This window comes from Prescottella equi (assembly GCF_002094305.1).
Lineage (GTDB): Bacteria > Actinomycetota > Actinomycetes > Mycobacteriales > Mycobacteriaceae > Prescottella > Prescottella equi.
On record NZ_LWTX01000001.1, the window covers coordinates 254,597 to 271,074 of the forward strand.

Genomic DNA, 16,478 nt, shown 5'->3' on the forward strand with positions numbered 1-16,478 from the left:
TAGGCTCGACGTCATGACCGAGCCCCAGCCACGTGTGCCCTACCAGGAGGCGTCGCGACTGCTGCTGCGCGAGTCGATCCTCGACGCGGTCCACGACTTCCTGCTCGAACGGGACTGGTCGGGGGTCACGATGACCGACGTCGCGGCGGCTGTCGGCGTGAGCCGGCAGACGCTGTACAACGAGTTCGGGTCGCGGCAGGGTCTCGCGAACGGCTACGCGCTGCGATTGGTGGACCGCTTCGTCGACGCCGTCACCGACGCCGTCTACCGACACGAGGGCGACGCGCGTGCGGCGCTGGTGGACGGCTTCACCGGCTTCTTCCAGGCCAGTGGCGCGGACCCGTTGGTTCGGTCGTTGCGGACGGGCGCGGCGAAACCGGACCTTCTGCGCATCGTCACCACCGACAGCGCGCCGCTCATCGAGCGGGCCACGGGGCGGCTGGCAGAGACCTTCCGGCTGAGCTGGATTCAGGCGTCGGAGGGCGATTCGACGGTGCTGGGACACGGCATCGTGCGTATCGCACTGAGCTACGTGTCGATGCCGCCGACGTCCGATCGGGACGACGCCCAGGAGTTGGCGGCCCTGCTCGCCCCCTTCGTCGACGTCGTGACCCGGGCGTAGGCACGTCCCGTCCCCCGGGGCGGATCGGCACCCGATAGCCTGGGAGCCAACCCAGACAGCCAACAGGAGAGGCACATGACGACCTCAGTTTCATCGGAGCCGGTGGTAGAGCACCGCGGCGGCATCGACTTCAAGGTGGCGGATCTGTCGCTCGCCGAGTTCGGCCGCAAGGAGATCCGTCTCGCCGAGCACGAGATGCCCGGTCTCATGGCGCTCCGCCGTGAGTACGCAGACGTTCTGCCGCTCAAGGGCGCTCGCATCTCCGGCTCGCTGCACATGACGATCCAGACCGCGGTCCTGATCGAGACCTTGACGGCCCTCGGTGCTGAGGTTCGGTGGGCGTCGTGCAACATCTTCTCGACGCAGGATCACGCGGCCGCGGCCGTCGTCGTCGGCCAGCACGGCACCGTCGACGAGCCCAAGGGTGTCCCGGTCTTCGCATGGAAGGGCGAGACCCTCGAGGAGTACTGGTGGGCAGCCGAGCAGATGCTCACGTGGCCCGGTACCACCGCGAACATGATCCTCGACGACGGCGGCGACGCCACGATGCTGGTGCTGCGCGGCGCACAGTACGAGAAGGCCGGCGTGGTCCCGCCCACCGACGACGAGCACGACTCGGACGAGTACAAGGTGTTCCTGGCGCTGCTGCGCAAGTCGCTCGAGGCCGACGGTGGCAAGTGGACCGCGATCGCCGAGTCGGTCAAGGGCGTCACCGAGGAGACCACCACGGGCGTGCTGCGCCTGTACCAGTTCGCCGCTGCAGGCGAGCTGGCCTTCCCGGCGATCAACGTCAACGACTCGGTCACCAAGAGCAAGTTCGACAACAAGTACGGCACCCGCCATTCGCTGCTCGACGGCATCAACCGCGGCACCGATGTGCTGATCGGCGGCAAGGCGGCGCTGGTGTGCGGCTACGGCGACGTCGGCAAGGGTTGCGCCGAGGCGCTGCGCGGCCAGGGCGCGCGCGTCACGGTCACCGAGATCGACCCGATCAACGCGCTGCAGGCGATGATGGACGGCTACGACGTCAAGACCGTCGAGGAGTTCATCGGTGAGGCCGACATCGTCATCACCGCGACCGGCAACAAGGACATCATCTCCTTCGAGCACATGAAGCAGATGAAGCACCAGGCGATCCTGGGCAACATCGGCCACTTCGACAACGAGATCGACATGGCGGGCCTCGAGCGGGCCGGCGACGTCACGCGGATCAACATCAAGCCGCAGGTCGACGAGTTCACGTTCGCCGACGGCCACTCGATCATCGTGCTGTCGGAGGGACGCCTGCTCAACCTGGGCAACGCCACCGGTCACCCGTCGTTCGTGATGTCGAACTCGTTCGCGAACCAGACGATCGCGCAGATCGAGCTGTGGACCAAGCCGGAGGAGTACGACAACGAGGTGTACCGCCTGCCCAAGCACCTCGACGAGAAGGTCGCGAAGATCCACGTCGAAGCGCTCGGTGGCTCCATCACCAAGCTGACGAAGGATCAGGCCGAGTACATCGGCGTCGACGTCGAGGGTCCGTACAAGCCGGAGCACTACCGCTACTGAGGTACCCGCGACATTCGTCGTAATCAGTCACGGCATCGGCCGGGGATCGTGGTCACGATCCCCGGCCGATGCCGTTATCCGGCCGCCCCGGGCGCGCCCGCTCGCTAGGGTCCGAGGGTATGGCGGCAACGGGGAGTGGCGAGCGGCTGTTGTTTCGCGACGTGCGGGTGTTCGACGGTGAGTCCGCGGACCTCGTGCACGGCGACGTGCTGATCGACGGCGACCGGATCGAGGCGGTGTCGGGATCGCCCATCGGGGAGGCACCGGGCCGGCCGACCGTCGTCGTCGACGGCGGGGGCCGGGTGCTGATGCCGGGGATGAGCGACGCGCACGTGCACCTGGTGGGTAATGCGAACTCGTATCTTGATCTGCTCACGGGGACGCAGGCGCACATCGCGCTCAACGGGACCGCGGAGGCCCGGAACATGCTGCTGCGCGGCTTCACCGCCGTGCGGGACATGGCCGGCGACACCGCGAGCATCAAGACCGCGATAGACCGGGGCCAGTTCCCGGGGCCGCGAATCTATCCGTGCCAGGCGGCGATCTCCCAGACCAGCGGACACGGCGACTTCGGGTTCGTCTACGACACGCCCACCGAGCTGGGGGGTGTCGAGAACCGCTCCGAGGCAATCGGATTCATGCGCATCGCGAACGGTGAATCGCAGGTACTCGCGGCGGTGCGCGAACAACTCAAGCGCGGGGCCTCGCAGATCAAGCTGATGGTCGGCGGTGGCGCGGCGTCGATGTACGACCCGCTGTACACGGTGCAGTTCACCGCCCGTGAGCTTCGGGCGGCGGTCGACGCGGCCACCGACTACGGGACCTACGTCGCCACCCACGTCTACAACGTCACCGGCATCAGGCGGGCCATCGAGGCCGGCGTGAAGTCGATCGAGCACGGACATCTCGCGGACGAGGACACCGTCGCCCTCATGGCCGAGCGTGACGTGTGGCTGTCGATGCAGCCGTTCGCCGAGGACGACCACCACTACCCGGATCCGGATCGCGCCGAGAAGAACCGGGAGATCTGCGGCGGGGTCGAACAGGTCTACGGCTGGGCGCGCAAACACGGGGTGCGGGTCGCCTTCGGTACCGATCTGCTCCTCGAACCCGAGTCCGCCGCGCGGCAGAGCGCGATGGCGGCACGCCTGGCCGACTACTTCGGCAACCTGGAGGCGCTGAGGATGCTGACGTCGGGCAATGCCCGACTGTTCCGTCTGGCGGGGGAGCGGGACCCGTACCGGGACGCCCCGTTCGGCGTGATCGCCCCCGGCGCGTGGGCCGACGTGCTGTTGGTGGACGGGAATCCGCTCGAGGACCTGTCGCTGCTCGCCGACCCGGACAAGCACCTCGACGTCATCGTCAAGGGCGGCGTCGTTCACAAGAACACGTTGTGACCGCCGTCCCGTCCCCAGGTCCGGGCGTCCGGCGGTGACCACCGATAGGCTCGACCGTCGTGGGAATGCTGATCGCCCTGGAGGGGCTCGACGGTGCCGGTAAGCGCACGCTGGTGGGCAAGGTCGTCGCGCGACTCGAAGCGGACGGCCTGGACGTCGCGACTCTCGACTTTCCGCGGTACGGGACGTCGATCCACGCCGACCTCGCGTCCGAGGCCCTCAAAGGCGCGCACGGCGACCTGAGTGCGTCGGTGCACGCGATGGCGGTGATGTTCGCCCTCGACCGGGCGGGCGCTGCCGACCGGTTGCGCGACCTCGTCGCCGCGCACGACGTCGTGATCCTCGACCGGTACGTCGCCTCCAACGCGGCGTACGGCGCCGCCCGGATGCACGAGGGCGGCGACGGCGAATTCGTCGGCTGGATCGAGAACCTCGAGTTCGACCGCCTCGGGTTGCCGCGCCCGGACCTCCAGCTGTACCTCGACGTGCCCGTCGCGCTGGCCGAGCAGCGTGCCCGGGCCCGCGAGGCGGAGGACGTTTCCCGCACGCTGGACGCGTACGAGAAGGACAGTGGCCTGCAGGCGAGGACCGGTGAGGTGTACCGCGAGCTGGCGGCCGCGGACTGGAATTCCCCGTGGTGGACGCTCACACCGGACACCGATCCGGGCATTCTGGCCGATAAACTGGCAGTCTTGCATCAGCGGAGAGGCCTGCCGTCGCAACATTGAGCGGCACGCCGGGGCGTGTACGCGCCTTTCCACATCAAGCAGCCTCGAAGATGTAACGATAGGGATATGAAGCCAAGGATTCTGGTTGTCGACGATGACACGGCGCTCGCCGAGATGCTCACCATCGTGCTTCGTGGGGAGGGGTTCGAACCCTACGTGGTGGGCGACGGCAGCCAGGCACTGACGGCCGTCCGTGAGACGCGTCCGGACCTGGTGCTGCTCGACCTCATGCTTCCCGGCATGAACGGCATCGACGTCTGCCGTGTCCTGCGGGCCGAGTCCGGCGTGCCGATCGTGATGCTCACCGCCAAGACGGACACCGTCGACGTGGTACTCGGGCTCGAGTCCGGGGCGGACGACTACATCATGAAGCCGTTCAAGCCCAAGGAACTGGTCGCCCGGGTCCGCGCCCGGCTGCGTCGCACCGAGGAGGAGCCGGCAGAGGTGCTCAGCATCGGCGACATCATGATCGATGTCCCGGCGCACAAGGTCACCCGCGACAACGCGCTGATCTCGCTGACGCCCCTCGAGTTCGATCTCCTGGTGGCGCTGGCCCGCAAGCCGCGTCAGGTCTTCACCCGCGAGGTGCTGCTCGAGCAGGTGTGGGGTTACCGCCACGCCGCCGACACCCGACTGGTGAACGTGCACGTGCAGCGGCTGCGCGCGAAGGTCGAGAAGGATCCTGAGAACCCGGAGGTGGTGCTCACAGTCAGGGGGGTCGGCTACAAGGCCGGACCGCCGTGATCGGTGCCGGACGGAACCGGCGGCGAGTCAACAGGGCGTTCTCTCCGCTGATCCGCTGGTGTCGGGCTTCCGGCAACTGGCTCGCTCATTCGTGGCGTAGGTCGCTGCAGCTGCGCGTCGTGGTCTCGGCGCTGTCGCTGTCGTTGATCGTCATCACGATTCTCGGTGTGGTGCTCACCAGTCAGCTCACCGATCGCCTCCTCGACGCCAAGATCACGGCGGCGAGCGAGGAACTCGACCGCGCGCGGGGGACCGTGGAGGCGCAGCTGTCCGGCGCCGACGACAGCGGATCGCTGCAGGTCCGGTTGGACGCGGCCCGGTTGGCGCTGACCAACCGGGAGTCCGACGCCGGCCAGACGTCCGGTTCGGCGGGCACCTTCGACCCGGTGCTCATCGTGCCGGGGGACGGTCCACGCGAGCCGACGTCGAGTGGCCCGGCCGAGCAGATCCCGGAGAGCCTGCGGGAATTCGTGCGCGCGAACCAGATCAGCTACCAGTTCGCGACCGTCAACGACCCCGACGGCTACTCCGGTCCCGCGCTCATCATCGGCAGCCCGACCGCGTCGGACATCGCCACACTCGAGCTGTACCTGGTGTTCCCCCTCGCAAGCGAGGACAGCAGTCTGTCGCTGATGCGCGGCACGCTGCTGATCGGCGGCGCCGTGCTGGCGGTGCTGCTCGCGGCCATCTCGATGCTTGTGGCGCGTCAGGTCATGTTGCCGATCCGCTCTGCGTCGCGCATCGCGGTGCGCTTCGCGGACGGTCGACTCAAGGAGCGCATGCCGGTGCGCGGCGAGGACGACATGGCGCGCCTGGCGATGTCGTTCAACGAGATGGCGGAGAGCCTGTCGAAGCAGATCACGCAGCTCGAGGAGTTCGGCAACCTGCAGAAGCGGTTCACCTCCGACGTGAGCCACGAGCTGCGGACCCCGCTGACCACGGTGCGAATGGCTGCCGACCTCATCCACGACAGCAGTGACGAGCTCGATCCCGTGCTCAAGCGTTCGTCCGAACTGCTCGTCGCCGAGCTCGACCGCTTCGAGAGCCTGCTCGGCGACCTGCTCGAGATCTCGCGCCACGACGCCGGCGTCGCCGAACTGGCGTCCGAGCAGCTGGACCTGCGCATGTGTGCACGCGCCGCGGTCTCGACGGTGCGTCATCTCGCGAAGGAGACGTCGACAGAACTGATCGTCGACTTGCCGGAGGAGCCGGTGGTCGCGGAAGTCGATCCCCGCCGCGTCGAGCGGATCCTGCGCAACCTGCTCGCCAACGCGATCGACCACGGTGAGGGCAAGCCCGTGCTGCTGCGGTTGCGGGCGGACGACGACGCCGCGGCGTTCATCGTGCGCGACCAGGGTGTCGGTCTGCGGCCGGGGGAGGAGAAGCTGGTGTTCAACCGATTCTGGCGCTCGGACCCGTCGCGTGTCCGCCGGTCCGGCGGCACCGGCCTGGGGCTGGCGATCAGCGTCGAGGACGCGAACCTGCACAACGGCATGCTCGAGGCCTGGGGCGAGCCCGGCGAGGGTGCGTGCTTCCGGTTGACGCTGCCGCGGGTGCGGGGGCGCAAGGTGTCGCGGAGTCCGTTGCCGCTCAAGCCCGGCGTCGCCAAGTACATCCAGGGTCGGCCGCTGCCGGGCGCGCCCGCCGCGACCGGGGCCGACGAGGCGTCGGCGGAGGGCTCTGCGGAAACCGCGGCCCCGGCGGTGTCGGAGCCCACGCCCCCGATCGTCTCGACGCCCACGGCTCCCGTCGTCTCGGAGCCCACGATGGCTACCACCGGGGCGGGTGAGGACCTGCCGACGACGGCTCCGCAGCCCGATCCGGACGAGAGTCCGACCGTGCCGAGGGTGCGGGAGAGGGAATCGTGAGCCGGGCGCGGGCGGTGCTGTGCGCGGTGCTCGGTGCCGTGATCGTCGGCGCGACGGGTTGCGCCAACCTGCCGGATTCGTCCGCCCCGCAGGCGATCGGGACGATCCAACGCTCGATGCCGACCACGAGTGTCGAGGCGCCCGCGCCCGGACGCGAGCCGGACCTGTTGCTTCGCGATTTCGTCAAGGCGAGCACCGATCCCGCCAACCGGCACCTCGCCGCTCGGCAGTTCCTCACCAAGGAGACCTCGGCGCGGTGGGACGACGCCGCGAGCGCGACCATCGTCGACAAGATCGACCTCATCCTCGAATCGCGAACCGCGGACCGCGCCGTGTACACGATCCGGGCCAACCGGGTGGGGCAGCTCGAACCGGGTGGCCTCTACCAGGCCCAGGAGGGCACCTTCGAGGCCAAGTTCAGCTGGGTCAAGGTCGACGGCGAGTGGCGCATCGACGACCTGCCGTCGGGCGTCATCATGGATCGCCCGCAGTTCCTGAATTCGTACCAACGCAAGTCGCTGTACTTCCTGGATCCGAGTGCCACCACCGTGGTGCCGGATCCACGGTGGGTCGCGGCCAGCCAGGACCAGATGGCGACGCAGTTGATCGGGCTGCTCATCGACGGTCCCAAGCCTTCGCTCGCCGGCGCGGTGCGCAACGAGCTGGGCTCGGGAGTGTCGGTGCTCGGCACCATCACCAAGGCGGACGGACGTTCGTCCCAGGTCGGGGTGGGACTCGGCGGCATCCGAGTGGACTTCCAGGGGCTCAGCAAGATGAACGCGCAGTCGCGCGAACTACTTGCGGCGCAGGTGGTCTGGACGTTGGCCAACGCCGACATCTCGGGACCCTACGTGCTCCTGGCCGACGGCCAACCGCTCGATTCGCGGTATGCCGACGGCTGGACCACCGCGGACGTCGCCTCGTTGAATCCGCTTGCGACGTCGAGCGCCTCCGTCGGGTTGCACGCGCTGCGCGGCGGCGGGCTGGTCGCCGTCGACGACGGCGCCGTGACGCAGGTTCCCGGGTATTTCGGGGCGTCGGACAACCTCCGTTCCGTCGCGATCTCGCGTGACGGCGCCCTCGTCGCGGCCGTGGCGGAGACCCGGCGGCCGGCACCCGAGCCGCAGACGGCCCTGGTGGTGGGGACGTACGACGGCAACGTGGCGACCGCGCTCGAGGCGCAGTCCGTGACGCGACCGTCGTGGGGCGTCGACGGCGCCAGCGTCTGGGCGGTCGTGAACGGGTCGACCGTGGTGCGGGTGGTCCGGGAGACCGGCACCGGCAAGTTGACCACGATGAACGTGGAGAGCGGCGCGCTCGGCGCGATCGGTGGCCCGATCACGGAGTTGCGGCTCTCCCGCGACGGCGTCCGCGCCGCGATGATCATCGACGGGAAGGTGTACGTCGCCACGGTCGTCCAGATGCCGGACGGCGCGTACTCGCTCACCAGCCCGCGGGCGATCGCGCACGGCCTCGGCGGGCCGGCGATCTCGCTCGACTGGAGTACCGGGGACACGGTGGTCGTCGCGCGCGGCGGATCCGACGTCCCGGTGGTCCAGCTGGCGGTCGACGGGTCGCGGATGGATTCGTTGCCGAGCCGGAACCTGACGGCGCCGGTGACGGCCGTCGACGCGACGTCCACCACCGAGTACGTGGCGGATGCGCGTGCGGTGTTCCAGCTCAACAACAACGATCCGGCCGGTGACCGGTACTGGCGGGAGGTGCCCGGCCTGGCCGGGACCAAGGCGGTTCCGGTCCTGCCGGGCTGACCCGGCTTCGAGCGGCGCGGGTTGTCGGTGGCGGGCGGCACACTGCCGGCTGTGCGCACACTCCTCGACCTGGTCCTGCCCGCCGAGTGCGGGGGTTGCGGTGTCACCGGCACCCAGTGGTGCGGGCGGTGCCGTCGGGCGCTGGCGGATGTCCCGATCGCCGTCACACCGCGCGTGGACCCGGGGGTGCCGGTGTGGGCGCTGGGGCCGTACTCGGGTCCCCGGCGGCGCGCGGTGATCGCCGCGAAGGAGCGTGGGCGCCGCGATCTCGCAGGGCCCCTCGGTGCCGCGCTGGCGGGCGCGATCGACGTTCTGCGACGGTGGGGTGAACTGCGGCCCGCGGCGTCGTCAGGGCTCTGCCTGGTGCCCGCGCCGACGCGCACCCGTGCCGCGCGACTGCGCGGAGGTGACCCGGTGCTGCGGGCCGTGGAGTCCGCAACGACCTGTCTGGACGCGCGGTGCCGGGTGTGGCCCGTCCTGTCGATGCGCCGAGGCGTGCGCGATTCGGTCGGCCTCTCGGCGGGCCAGCGGCAGGACAGCATCGGCGGACGGATCGTGGTCGATCGGTCGCCGTGGGGCGTGTGCGCCCCCGGGAGGAGGCAGGTGGTTCTGATCGACGACGTCGTGACGACCGGCGCGACGTGTGCGGAATCGGTGCGTGCGTTGGGTGCCGCGGGGGTGCCGGTCGCGGCGGTGATCGTCGTGGCCGCCGCCTGACCCGGCAAACGCGGCGAACTGCGGAAACGGTCGATCCGGGCGAATGTCGTTCACGACACACCGGTGAAATCGCGCTGAACAGTGGCACACGGAGCAGTTACGTACTAGCGTCGCCATCACACCCGAAGTCACAGGTGGGAGGTGATATTTCACGTTCTGATACCGGGTGGTCCCCCGCCCGGTCGAGATCGAACTCGCCGGTCTCACCTCAGTGAACCGGCCGTAAATCGGGAGGTACGAGTGACGACCCCTATGCAAGCCTCGGTTTTCGTTGACGAAGACGCCGCCACGACGGAGGCTCCGAGTACCACGGGCGCGAACAACGCCGAAATCGTCGTCAAAGGACGCAACGTAGAAGTGCCGGAACACTTCCGGGTCTACGTTTCCGAGAAGCTCGCACGACTCGAGCGCTTCGATCCCACCATCTTCCACTTCGATGTGGAACTCCAACACGAACGCAACCGCCGACAGGCCAAGAGTTGCCAGCGAGTCGAGATCACGGCCCGCGGCAAGGGGCCGGTCGCCCGCGCCGAAGCGAGCGCGGACAGTTTCTACGCGGCATTCGAATCCGTGACTGCCAAGCTGGAAAGTCGGTTGCGCCGCACCAAGGACCGCCGAAAGGTCCACTACGGGGAGAAGACGCCGGTATCGGTCGCGCAAGCCACCGCAGCACTCGCGCAAGATGATTCGCTCGCGATCGACCGTGATCTCTCCCTCGACGGCGAGGCGCCGCCCGGTCCGGGGCAGATCGTGCGCACCAAGGTCCACTCCGCCTCGCCGATGACGGTCGACGACGCGCTGTACGAGATGGAGCTGGTCGGCCACGACTTCTACCTGTTCCACGACAAGGAGACCGACCGGCCTTCCGTCGTGTACCGCCGCCACGCGTTCGACTACGGATTGATTCGCCTGGCCTGACGTTGCGGCCGGTCGGTCTACTCGTCCGACCGTGAATACGCATAACATGGGATCCGGCTGGGGTAACCCGACCTCGGCCGGATCCCGTTTGTCATGTATCTGCCACCGATACCGACACCTGGAACCCGACACCTGGATTGAGGACGAAGAAGACCGTGCCGTCACTGTCGCTATCGAAGCTGCTCCGTGTAGGTGAGGGTCGCATGGTCAAGCGGCTCAAGCAGATCGCCGACCATGTCTCCTCCCTCTCTCCCGAGGTCGAGGCGCTCTCCGACGAGCAGCTGCGGGCCAAGACCGATGAGTTCAGGAAGCGTTACGCGGACGGCGAGACGCTCGACGACATGCTGCCGGAGGCGTTCGCCGTCGCCCGCGAGGCCGCGAGCCGCGTGCTCAGCCAGCGTCACTTCGATGTCCAGGTCATGGGCGGTGCAGCCTTGCACTTCGGCAACGTCGCCGAGATGAAGACCGGTGAGGGCAAGACCCTGACCTGTGTCCTCCCGGCGTACCTCAATGCGATCTCCGGCGACGGCGTGCACGTCGTCACGGTCAACGACTACCTCGCCAAGCGTGACTCGGAGTGGATGGGCCGCGTCCACCGCTTCCTCGGGCTCGAGGTCGACGTGATCCTGTCCGGCATGACGCCCGCACAGCGCCGCAAGGCGTACGCGGCCGACATCACGTACGGCACCAACAACGAGTTCGGGTTCGACTACCTGCGCGACAACATGACGCACACGCTCGACGACCTGGTCCAGCGCGGGCACAACTTCGCGGTCGTCGACGAGGTCGACTCGATCCTCATCGACGAGGCCCGTACGCCGCTGATCATCTCGGGTCCGGCCGACGCGTCCAGCAAGTGGTACGGCGAGTTCGCCCGCATCGCGCCGCTGCTCAAGCGTGACGTCCACTACGAGGTCGACATCAAGAAGCGCACGATCGGCGTGCACGAGGCCGGCGTCGAGTTCGTCGAGGATCAGCTCGGCATCGACAACCTGTACGAGGCGGCGAACTCGCCGCTGGTGAGCTACCTGAACAACGCGATCAAGGCCAAGGAGCTCTACCAGCGCGACAAGGACTACATCGTTCGCGACGGCGAGGTCATCATCGTCGACGAGTTCACCGGCCGCATCCTCGTCGGGCGCCGCTACAACGAGGGCATGCACCAGGCGATCGAGGCCAAGGAGAAGGTCGAGATCAAGGCGGAGAACCAGACGCTCGCCACGATCACGCTGCAGAACTACTTCCGCCTCTACGACAAGCTCTCGGGCATGACCGGTACGGCCGAGACGGAGGCTGCCGAGCTCCACCAGACCTACGGCCTGGGCGTCATCCCGATCCCGACCAACCGGCCGCTGATCCGCGTCGACAACGGCGACCTGATCTACAAGACCGAAGAGGCCAAGTTCGACGCGGTCGTCGACGACGTCGTCGAGCGGCACCAGAAGGGTCAGCCGGTCCTCATCGGTACCACCAGCGTCGAGCGTTCCGAGTACCTTTCCAAGCAGTTCACCAAGCGCGGCGTGGCGCACAGCGTGCTCAACGCGAAGTTCCACGAGCAGGAAGCCACCATCGTCGCCGAGGCCGGCCGTTCCGGCGCCGTGACGGTCGCGACCAACATGGCCGGCCGAGGCACTGACGTCGTGCTCGGTGGCAACCCCGACATCATCGCCGACCTGGTGCTCCGCAAGCAGGGGCTCGATCCCGTGCACAATCCGGAGGAGTACGAGGCGGCGTGGGACGGCGTCCTCGAGAAGGTCAAGGACGAGGTCAAGGCGGACGCGGAGAAGGTTCGTGCCGCGGGCGGCCTGTACGTGCTGGGCACCGAACGTCACGAGTCCCGCCGCATCGACAACCAGCTGCGTGGTCGTTCGGGACGTCAGGGCGATCCCGGCGAGTCCCGCTTCTACCTGTCGCTCGGTGACGAGTTGATGCGCCGGTTCAACGGTGCGGCGCTCGAGTCGATCATGACCCGGCTCAACCTGCCCGACGACGTTCCGATCGAGGCCAAGATGGTCTCGAAGGCCATCAAGAGCGCGCAGACGCAGGTCGAGCAGCAGAACTTCGAGATCCGCAAGAACGTCCTCAAGTACGACGAGGTGATGAACCAGCAGCGCACCGTCATCTACGACGAGCGCCGCCGCATCCTCGAAGGCGAGAACCTCGAGGGCCAGGTCGAGTCGATGATCACGGACGTGATCACCGCGTACGTCAACGGTGCCGCGTCCGAGGGCTACGTCGAGGACTGGGATCTCGAGCAGCTGTGGTCGGCGCTGAAGACGCTGTACCCGGTGGGCATCGACTACAAGGAACTGGTCGGCGCCGCGGAGGCGGGCGATTCCGACCTCGACCGGGAGGGTCTGCTCGACGCCCTGTTGAAGGACGCGCACGACGCGTACGCCAAGCGGGAGCAGCAGATCAACGAGATCGCCGGTGAGGGCGGCATGCGCGAGCTCGAGCGTCGCGTCATGCTGTCGGTCCTGGACCGCAAGTGGCGTGAGCACCTCTACGAGATGGACTACCTCAAGGAGGGCATCGGCCTGCGCGCGATGGCGCAGCGCGACCCGCTGGTCGAGTACCAGCGCGAGGGCTTCGACATGTTCACCGGCATGCTCGAGGGGCTCAAGGAGGAGTCGGTCGGGTTCCTGTTCAACCTGCAGGTCGAGGCCGGTACGCCGCAGGGCGGCGGAGCTCCGGTGAGCGTCACCGCGGCCTCGGCTGCTGCCGCTGCCGCGGGCGGGCCGGCCTTGGGGCAGCAGTCCGCTCCGGCGTCGGAGTCGGCGCCTGCCGCACCGGTCGCGTTGCGGGCGAAGGGCCTCGACGACGAGCAGCCCCGGGGGCTGACGCTGTCGGGCCCCGCGGAGGACGGTAGCGCTCAGGTGAGCCGCGCGGCCGGTGACGTCGACGGTGAGCCCGGCACCCGCCGCGAGCGTCGTGAGGCGGCCCGTGCCGACGCGAAGTCGAAGCGGGCCCCCAAGTCCAAGCGCAAGCGCTAGACCGTGCTCGTCAGGCGATCTGCAGAGATGTGATCGCCCATCCGGCCGGGTGTGCGCCCTTTCCGCGTTCGATACGCGCGGCGAGGGCGAACACCCGGCCGCCGCGGTTGTAGGTGCCGAACACCTCGGCGGCGTCGACCTGCACGACGCGGATGTGGATGCGCGTGAGGATGGCGCCCCCGAGGCGGCGGCCGGCCGGCGCGGAGCGGACGAGCGCCGGCACGAGATCGTGCACGGACTTGGTCAGCAGGGGGCGCAGGTGGGCCGGCGGACGGCGTCCGTCGAGCACTTCCAAGGTGAGCCGGAGCGAGTGTTCGGTGAACCGGCGCAGTTCCGGGGGCGCGGCGTTCTCCACATTCGGCCGCGGCAGGGTTCGGCGCGGTGAGCGGCCGTCGTGCGGTGACCTACGAGTGGTGCCGACCCGCGGTTCGGCCACCGGTCGTCGGCCGAGCGGGTGGACCCCGTTCCGGGTAGGCGGTTCGAAATGCGGTGCGGGGGAGATGAATCGGTGTGGTACCTGCATGATCGTCCTCTCCGGTGCGCTCGGGGCGGCACGCTCGTCGACTGCGCCCGCCGGATTCGGATCCGGACGGACGCGGGTGGTCGACTCCGTGGAGAGGCGGAATCTGCGCGACAGCATGACATGTCCGGCCACAGAAAGCGAGAGGCGCGGGCGCTGTCGGGGTCCGGCTGGTGTCGCGGAGACGTCCGGGCCGTCCTAGGGTGGGGGAGTGCAAGGGCTGGTGCTGGACTTCGGTGGCGTGCTCGCGGGACCGGGCGCCGACGGCCGCCTGATGGCGGGCGTCGTGGCTGCGGCCCGGCGCGACGGTGTGCGCACCGCAATCCTCAGCAACGACCCCGGCGGGCCGCGCGCGCAGCCGTTGCGGGATCTCGAGGGTGCGTTCGTCGATGTCGTGGTGATCTCGGGGGACGTCGGGACGGCCAAACCGGATCGCCGGATCTACGAGTTGACGGCCGATCGGCTGGGGCTGGCGCCGAGTGCGTGCATCTTCGTCGACGACCTGATCGGCAACGTACGCGGTGCGGTCGCCGCGGGCATGGTGGGTGTGCATCACGCCGATCCGGAGTCGGCCGCGGAAGAGATTGCGATTCTTCTCGATTCGGACAGTCGGGAGTCGGGGGCGAAGGTGGCGCGGAACAGGGGGCATTGATGGCGAAAGCGACGAGGCTCACGACGCAGGACGCGTCGTTCTACTTCCTCGACGGGGGTACCGCTCCCATGCACATGGGCTCCGTTGCGGTGCTGGAAGTTCCGTCGGGAGGATTCGACTTCGAGGCGGTGCTACGGCTCGTCGACGCCCGTCTCCATCTGGTTCCGCGGTATCGCCGCAAGGTTCGGGAAGTGGCGTTCGGGCTCGCGCGACCGGTGTGGGTCGACGACCAGGACTTCGACATCACCTACCACGTGCGGCGTTCGGCGCTGCCGTCCCCGGGCACCGACGAGCAGCTCCACGACCTGGTGGCCAGGCTGTTGTCGCGACCGTTGGACACCACCCGCCCGCTCTGGGAGATGTACGTGGTCGAGGGGCTGACCGACAACCGGTGCGCGGTGTTCGTGAAGTCGCATTCGGCCCTCGTGGACGGCGAGAAGGCGCTCGACATCGGGCAGGTGCTGCTGGACGACACCGCGATACCGGAGGAGACGTCGGTGGACCTCTGGATGCCGGAGTCGGCGCCGAGCGAAGCCGCGCTGGTGGCCGGTGCCCTCGCGCAACTGGTCTCGCAACCGCGCGAGGGCCTGCAGACGCTGCGCATGACGCTCGGCGACGTGTCGAGCGTGGTCGACGAGACGGTGGGCGCCCTCGGCAAACTCGCCGCGCTCGCCCGCACCGCCGCGCAGCCGGCACCGTCGAGTCCGCTCAACGCGCCGATCTCGCGGAACCGTCGGTTCGCGACCGCCACCACCGACCTGGAGCGCTATCGGAAGATCCGGGCCCGCTACGGGTGTTCGATCAACGACGTCGTGCTGACGGTGGTCGCGGGGGCGTTGCGGAACTGGCTGCTGTCGCGCGGGATGCCGGTGTCGGAGGGGACGACGTTGCGCGCGCTGGCACCGATGTCGATCTGCGAGGCGCATCCGGGAACGAACGGTGCGAGTGTCGTCGACGTGGGTGGGGGCGACGGGCAACCGCACGGGCGGACTTCGTCGTTCCTGGTAGATCTGCCGGTGGGGGAGCCGAATCCGGTGATGCGCCTGTCCCACGTGGCGCACGCGACCGAGGCTTTCGGGCGGCAGAGCAGGCAGGTGACCGCCCGGACGATGATCCGGTTGTCGGGGTTCGCGCCGGCCTCGCTCCACGCCCGCGGGGCCCGGGCGGCGAGCAGTCTGTCCCAACGGATGTTCAACGTCATGGTCACGAATGCGCCCGGCCCGCAGATTCCGCTGTACCTGGCGGGGATGCGAATGGTGGAGATGTATCCGGTGTCCCCGTTGCTGGAGAATCAGGCCCTCAGCATTGCGTTGACGTCCTATGACGGGAACGTCCACTACGGTTTGAATGCGGATCGCGACGCGATGGCCGATGTGGACGTCGTGGCCGCGTCGCTGCACGAGTCTCTCGAGGAGTTGTTGGATGCCAGTGGCTGAGTCCGTGACCGGAGGTCGAGCGTGAGGGTCTACGTTCCCGCGACGATCGCGATGTTGGAGCAGTTGGTGGCCGAGCGCGAGCTGGCGCCGGTGAGCCGGACCGCGTTCGCGGTCACCCCCGCGCTGCGCGAGGCGTACCACTCCGGTGACGAGGACGAGCTGTCCGAGGTCGCGATGGCGGAGGCGGCACGCGCGTCGCTGCGACTGATCGCCGCCGCCGTTCCGGAACCCGGCAGCGACGCCCCGGCGCCCCGGTACCGCCGTGCGGTGATCGCGGCGGACGTCGAGGACGCGACGCACCGTCCCGACCTCGACGACGCCGTGGTGCGGCTCGGTCAGGTGCTCACGCTGAAGCAGGTGGCGTCGGTGCACGTCGACCTGGCGGAGGCGGAGCCGGACATCGAGAAGGCCGTCGCGATCGTCGACGACGCGGATCTCGGTGACGCGGACGCCGAGTTCGTGCTCGGGGACGCCGAGGACCACGAGCTGGCGTGGTACGCGACGCAGGAGCTGCCGTTCCTGCTCGAACTGCTCTGATCGGGGTCGTACGTCCCACCCGG

At 68.6% G+C, this 16,478-nt stretch carries 14 protein-coding genes; 13 read left to right on the forward strand and 1 reads right to left on the reverse strand.

Annotation, left to right across the window (positions count from 1 at the left end; genetic code table 11):
* Nucleotides 1–13 precede the first annotated feature (13 nt).
* From A6I89_RS01260 to secA, 10 genes are all read left to right on the forward strand, one after another.
* Nucleotides 14–622, forward strand: coding sequence for a TetR/AcrR family transcriptional regulator (locus tag A6I89_RS01260; RefSeq protein ID WP_005518722.1), 609 nt, complete (start codon nucleotides 14–16; stop codon nucleotides 620–622).
* A 75-nt stretch (nucleotides 623–697) separates the two neighbouring features.
* The gene (gene ahcY, locus A6I89_RS01265; protein ID WP_044991319.1) at nucleotides 698–2,176 is read left to right on the forward strand and encodes an adenosylhomocysteinase; all 1,479 of its coding nucleotides are present in this window, start codon (nucleotides 698–700) and stop codon (nucleotides 2,174–2,176) included.
* 119 nt (nucleotides 2,177–2,295) lie between these two features.
* Nucleotides 2,296–3,573: a metal-dependent hydrolase family protein gene (locus A6I89_RS01270; protein WP_022597132.1), complete on the forward strand. Its 1,278-nt coding sequence runs from the start codon at nucleotides 2,296–2,298 to the stop codon at nucleotides 3,571–3,573.
* Between the two features lie 59 nt (nucleotides 3,574–3,632).
* Nucleotides 3,633–4,301, forward strand: coding sequence for a dTMP kinase (locus tag A6I89_RS01275; RefSeq protein ID WP_005518728.1), 669 nt, complete (start codon nucleotides 3,633–3,635; stop codon nucleotides 4,299–4,301).
* Nucleotides 4,302–4,367: 66 nt separating this feature from the next.
* Nucleotides 4,368–5,045 (forward strand): MtrAB system response regulator MtrA, encoded by a 678-nt coding sequence (gene mtrA / locus A6I89_RS01280; RefSeq protein WP_005518730.1) that lies wholly within the window; start codon nucleotides 4,368–4,370, stop codon nucleotides 5,043–5,045.
* Nucleotides 5,042–6,913: an MtrAB system histidine kinase MtrB gene (gene mtrB, locus A6I89_RS01285; RefSeq protein ID WP_084978806.1), complete on the forward strand. Its 1,872-nt coding sequence runs from the start codon at nucleotides 5,042–5,044 to the stop codon at nucleotides 6,911–6,913. The genes mtrA and mtrB overlap by 4 nt, the downstream gene beginning before the upstream one ends.
* Complete coding sequence (gene lpqB, locus A6I89_RS01290; protein ID WP_022597128.1) at nucleotides 6,910–8,682, forward strand: MtrAB system accessory lipoprotein LpqB; 1,773 nt, start codon at nucleotides 6,910–6,912, stop codon at nucleotides 8,680–8,682. The genes mtrB and lpqB overlap by 4 nt, the downstream gene beginning before the upstream one ends.
* 51 nt (nucleotides 8,683–8,733) lie before the next feature.
* Complete coding sequence (locus tag A6I89_RS01295; protein WP_232244768.1) at nucleotides 8,734–9,399, forward strand: ComF family protein; 666 nt, start codon at nucleotides 8,734–8,736, stop codon at nucleotides 9,397–9,399.
* A 240-nt stretch (nucleotides 9,400–9,639) separates the two neighbouring features.
* Nucleotides 9,640–10,317 carry a ribosome hibernation-promoting factor, HPF/YfiA family gene (gene hpf, locus A6I89_RS01300; protein WP_041674361.1) on the forward strand — a complete coding sequence of 226 codons (678 nt, stop codon included), beginning with the start codon at nucleotides 9,640–9,642 and terminating at the stop codon, nucleotides 10,315–10,317.
* 155 nt (nucleotides 10,318–10,472) lie between these two features.
* Entirely contained in the window at nucleotides 10,473–13,310 is a 2,838-nt protein-coding gene (gene secA, locus A6I89_RS01305) for a preprotein translocase subunit SecA (protein ID WP_037086126.1), read from the forward strand.
* 10 nt (nucleotides 13,311–13,320) lie between these two features.
* Here the strand turns inward: secA and A6I89_RS01310 are convergent, their stop codons facing one another.
* Nucleotides 13,321–13,950: an Rv3235 family protein gene (locus tag A6I89_RS01310; RefSeq protein ID WP_022597124.1), complete on the reverse strand. Its 630-nt coding sequence runs from the start codon at nucleotides 13,948–13,950 to the stop codon at nucleotides 13,321–13,323.
* A gap of 91 nt (nucleotides 13,951–14,041) precedes the next feature.
* On the opposite strand from A6I89_RS01310, the gene A6I89_RS01315 reads away from it, so the two are divergent.
* From A6I89_RS01315 to A6I89_RS01325, 3 genes are read left to right on the forward strand one after another with little or no spacing between them, the layout of a single operon-like run.
* Nucleotides 14,042–14,482, forward strand: coding sequence for an HAD-IA family hydrolase (locus A6I89_RS01315; RefSeq protein WP_005518737.1), 441 nt, complete (start codon nucleotides 14,042–14,044; stop codon nucleotides 14,480–14,482).
* Nucleotides 14,482–15,918: a WS/DGAT/MGAT family O-acyltransferase gene (locus A6I89_RS01320; protein WP_005518738.1), complete on the forward strand. Its 1,437-nt coding sequence runs from the start codon at nucleotides 14,482–14,484 to the stop codon at nucleotides 15,916–15,918. The genes A6I89_RS01315 and A6I89_RS01320 overlap by 1 nt, the downstream gene beginning before the upstream one ends.
* Before the next feature lie 21 nt (nucleotides 15,919–15,939).
* Nucleotides 15,940–16,455: a DUF6912 family protein gene (locus tag A6I89_RS01325; protein ID WP_005518740.1), complete on the forward strand. Its 516-nt coding sequence runs from the start codon at nucleotides 15,940–15,942 to the stop codon at nucleotides 16,453–16,455.
* The last annotated feature ends 23 nt before the right edge of the window (nucleotides 16,456–16,478 follow it).

Coding starts and splice junctions, on each gene's coding strand:
- A6I89_RS01260 (WP_005518722.1), top strand. CDS start 14: ATGACCGAGCCCCAGCCACGTGTGCCCTACCAGGAGGCGTCGCGACTG.
- ahcY (WP_044991319.1), top strand. CDS start 698: ATGACGACCTCAGTTTCATCGGAGCCGGTGGTAGAGCACCGCGGCGGC.
- A6I89_RS01270 (WP_022597132.1), top strand. CDS start 2,296: ATGGCGGCAACGGGGAGTGGCGAGCGGCTGTTGTTTCGCGACGTGCGG.
- mtrA (WP_005518730.1), top strand. CDS start 4,368: ATGAAGCCAAGGATTCTGGTTGTCGACGATGACACGGCGCTCGCCGAG.
- A6I89_RS01310 (WP_022597124.1), bottom strand. CDS start 13,950: ATGCTGTCGCGCAGATTCCGCCTCTCCACGGAGTCGACCACCCGCGTC.
- A6I89_RS01320 (WP_005518738.1), top strand. CDS start 14,482: ATGGCGAAAGCGACGAGGCTCACGACGCAGGACGCGTCGTTCTACTTC.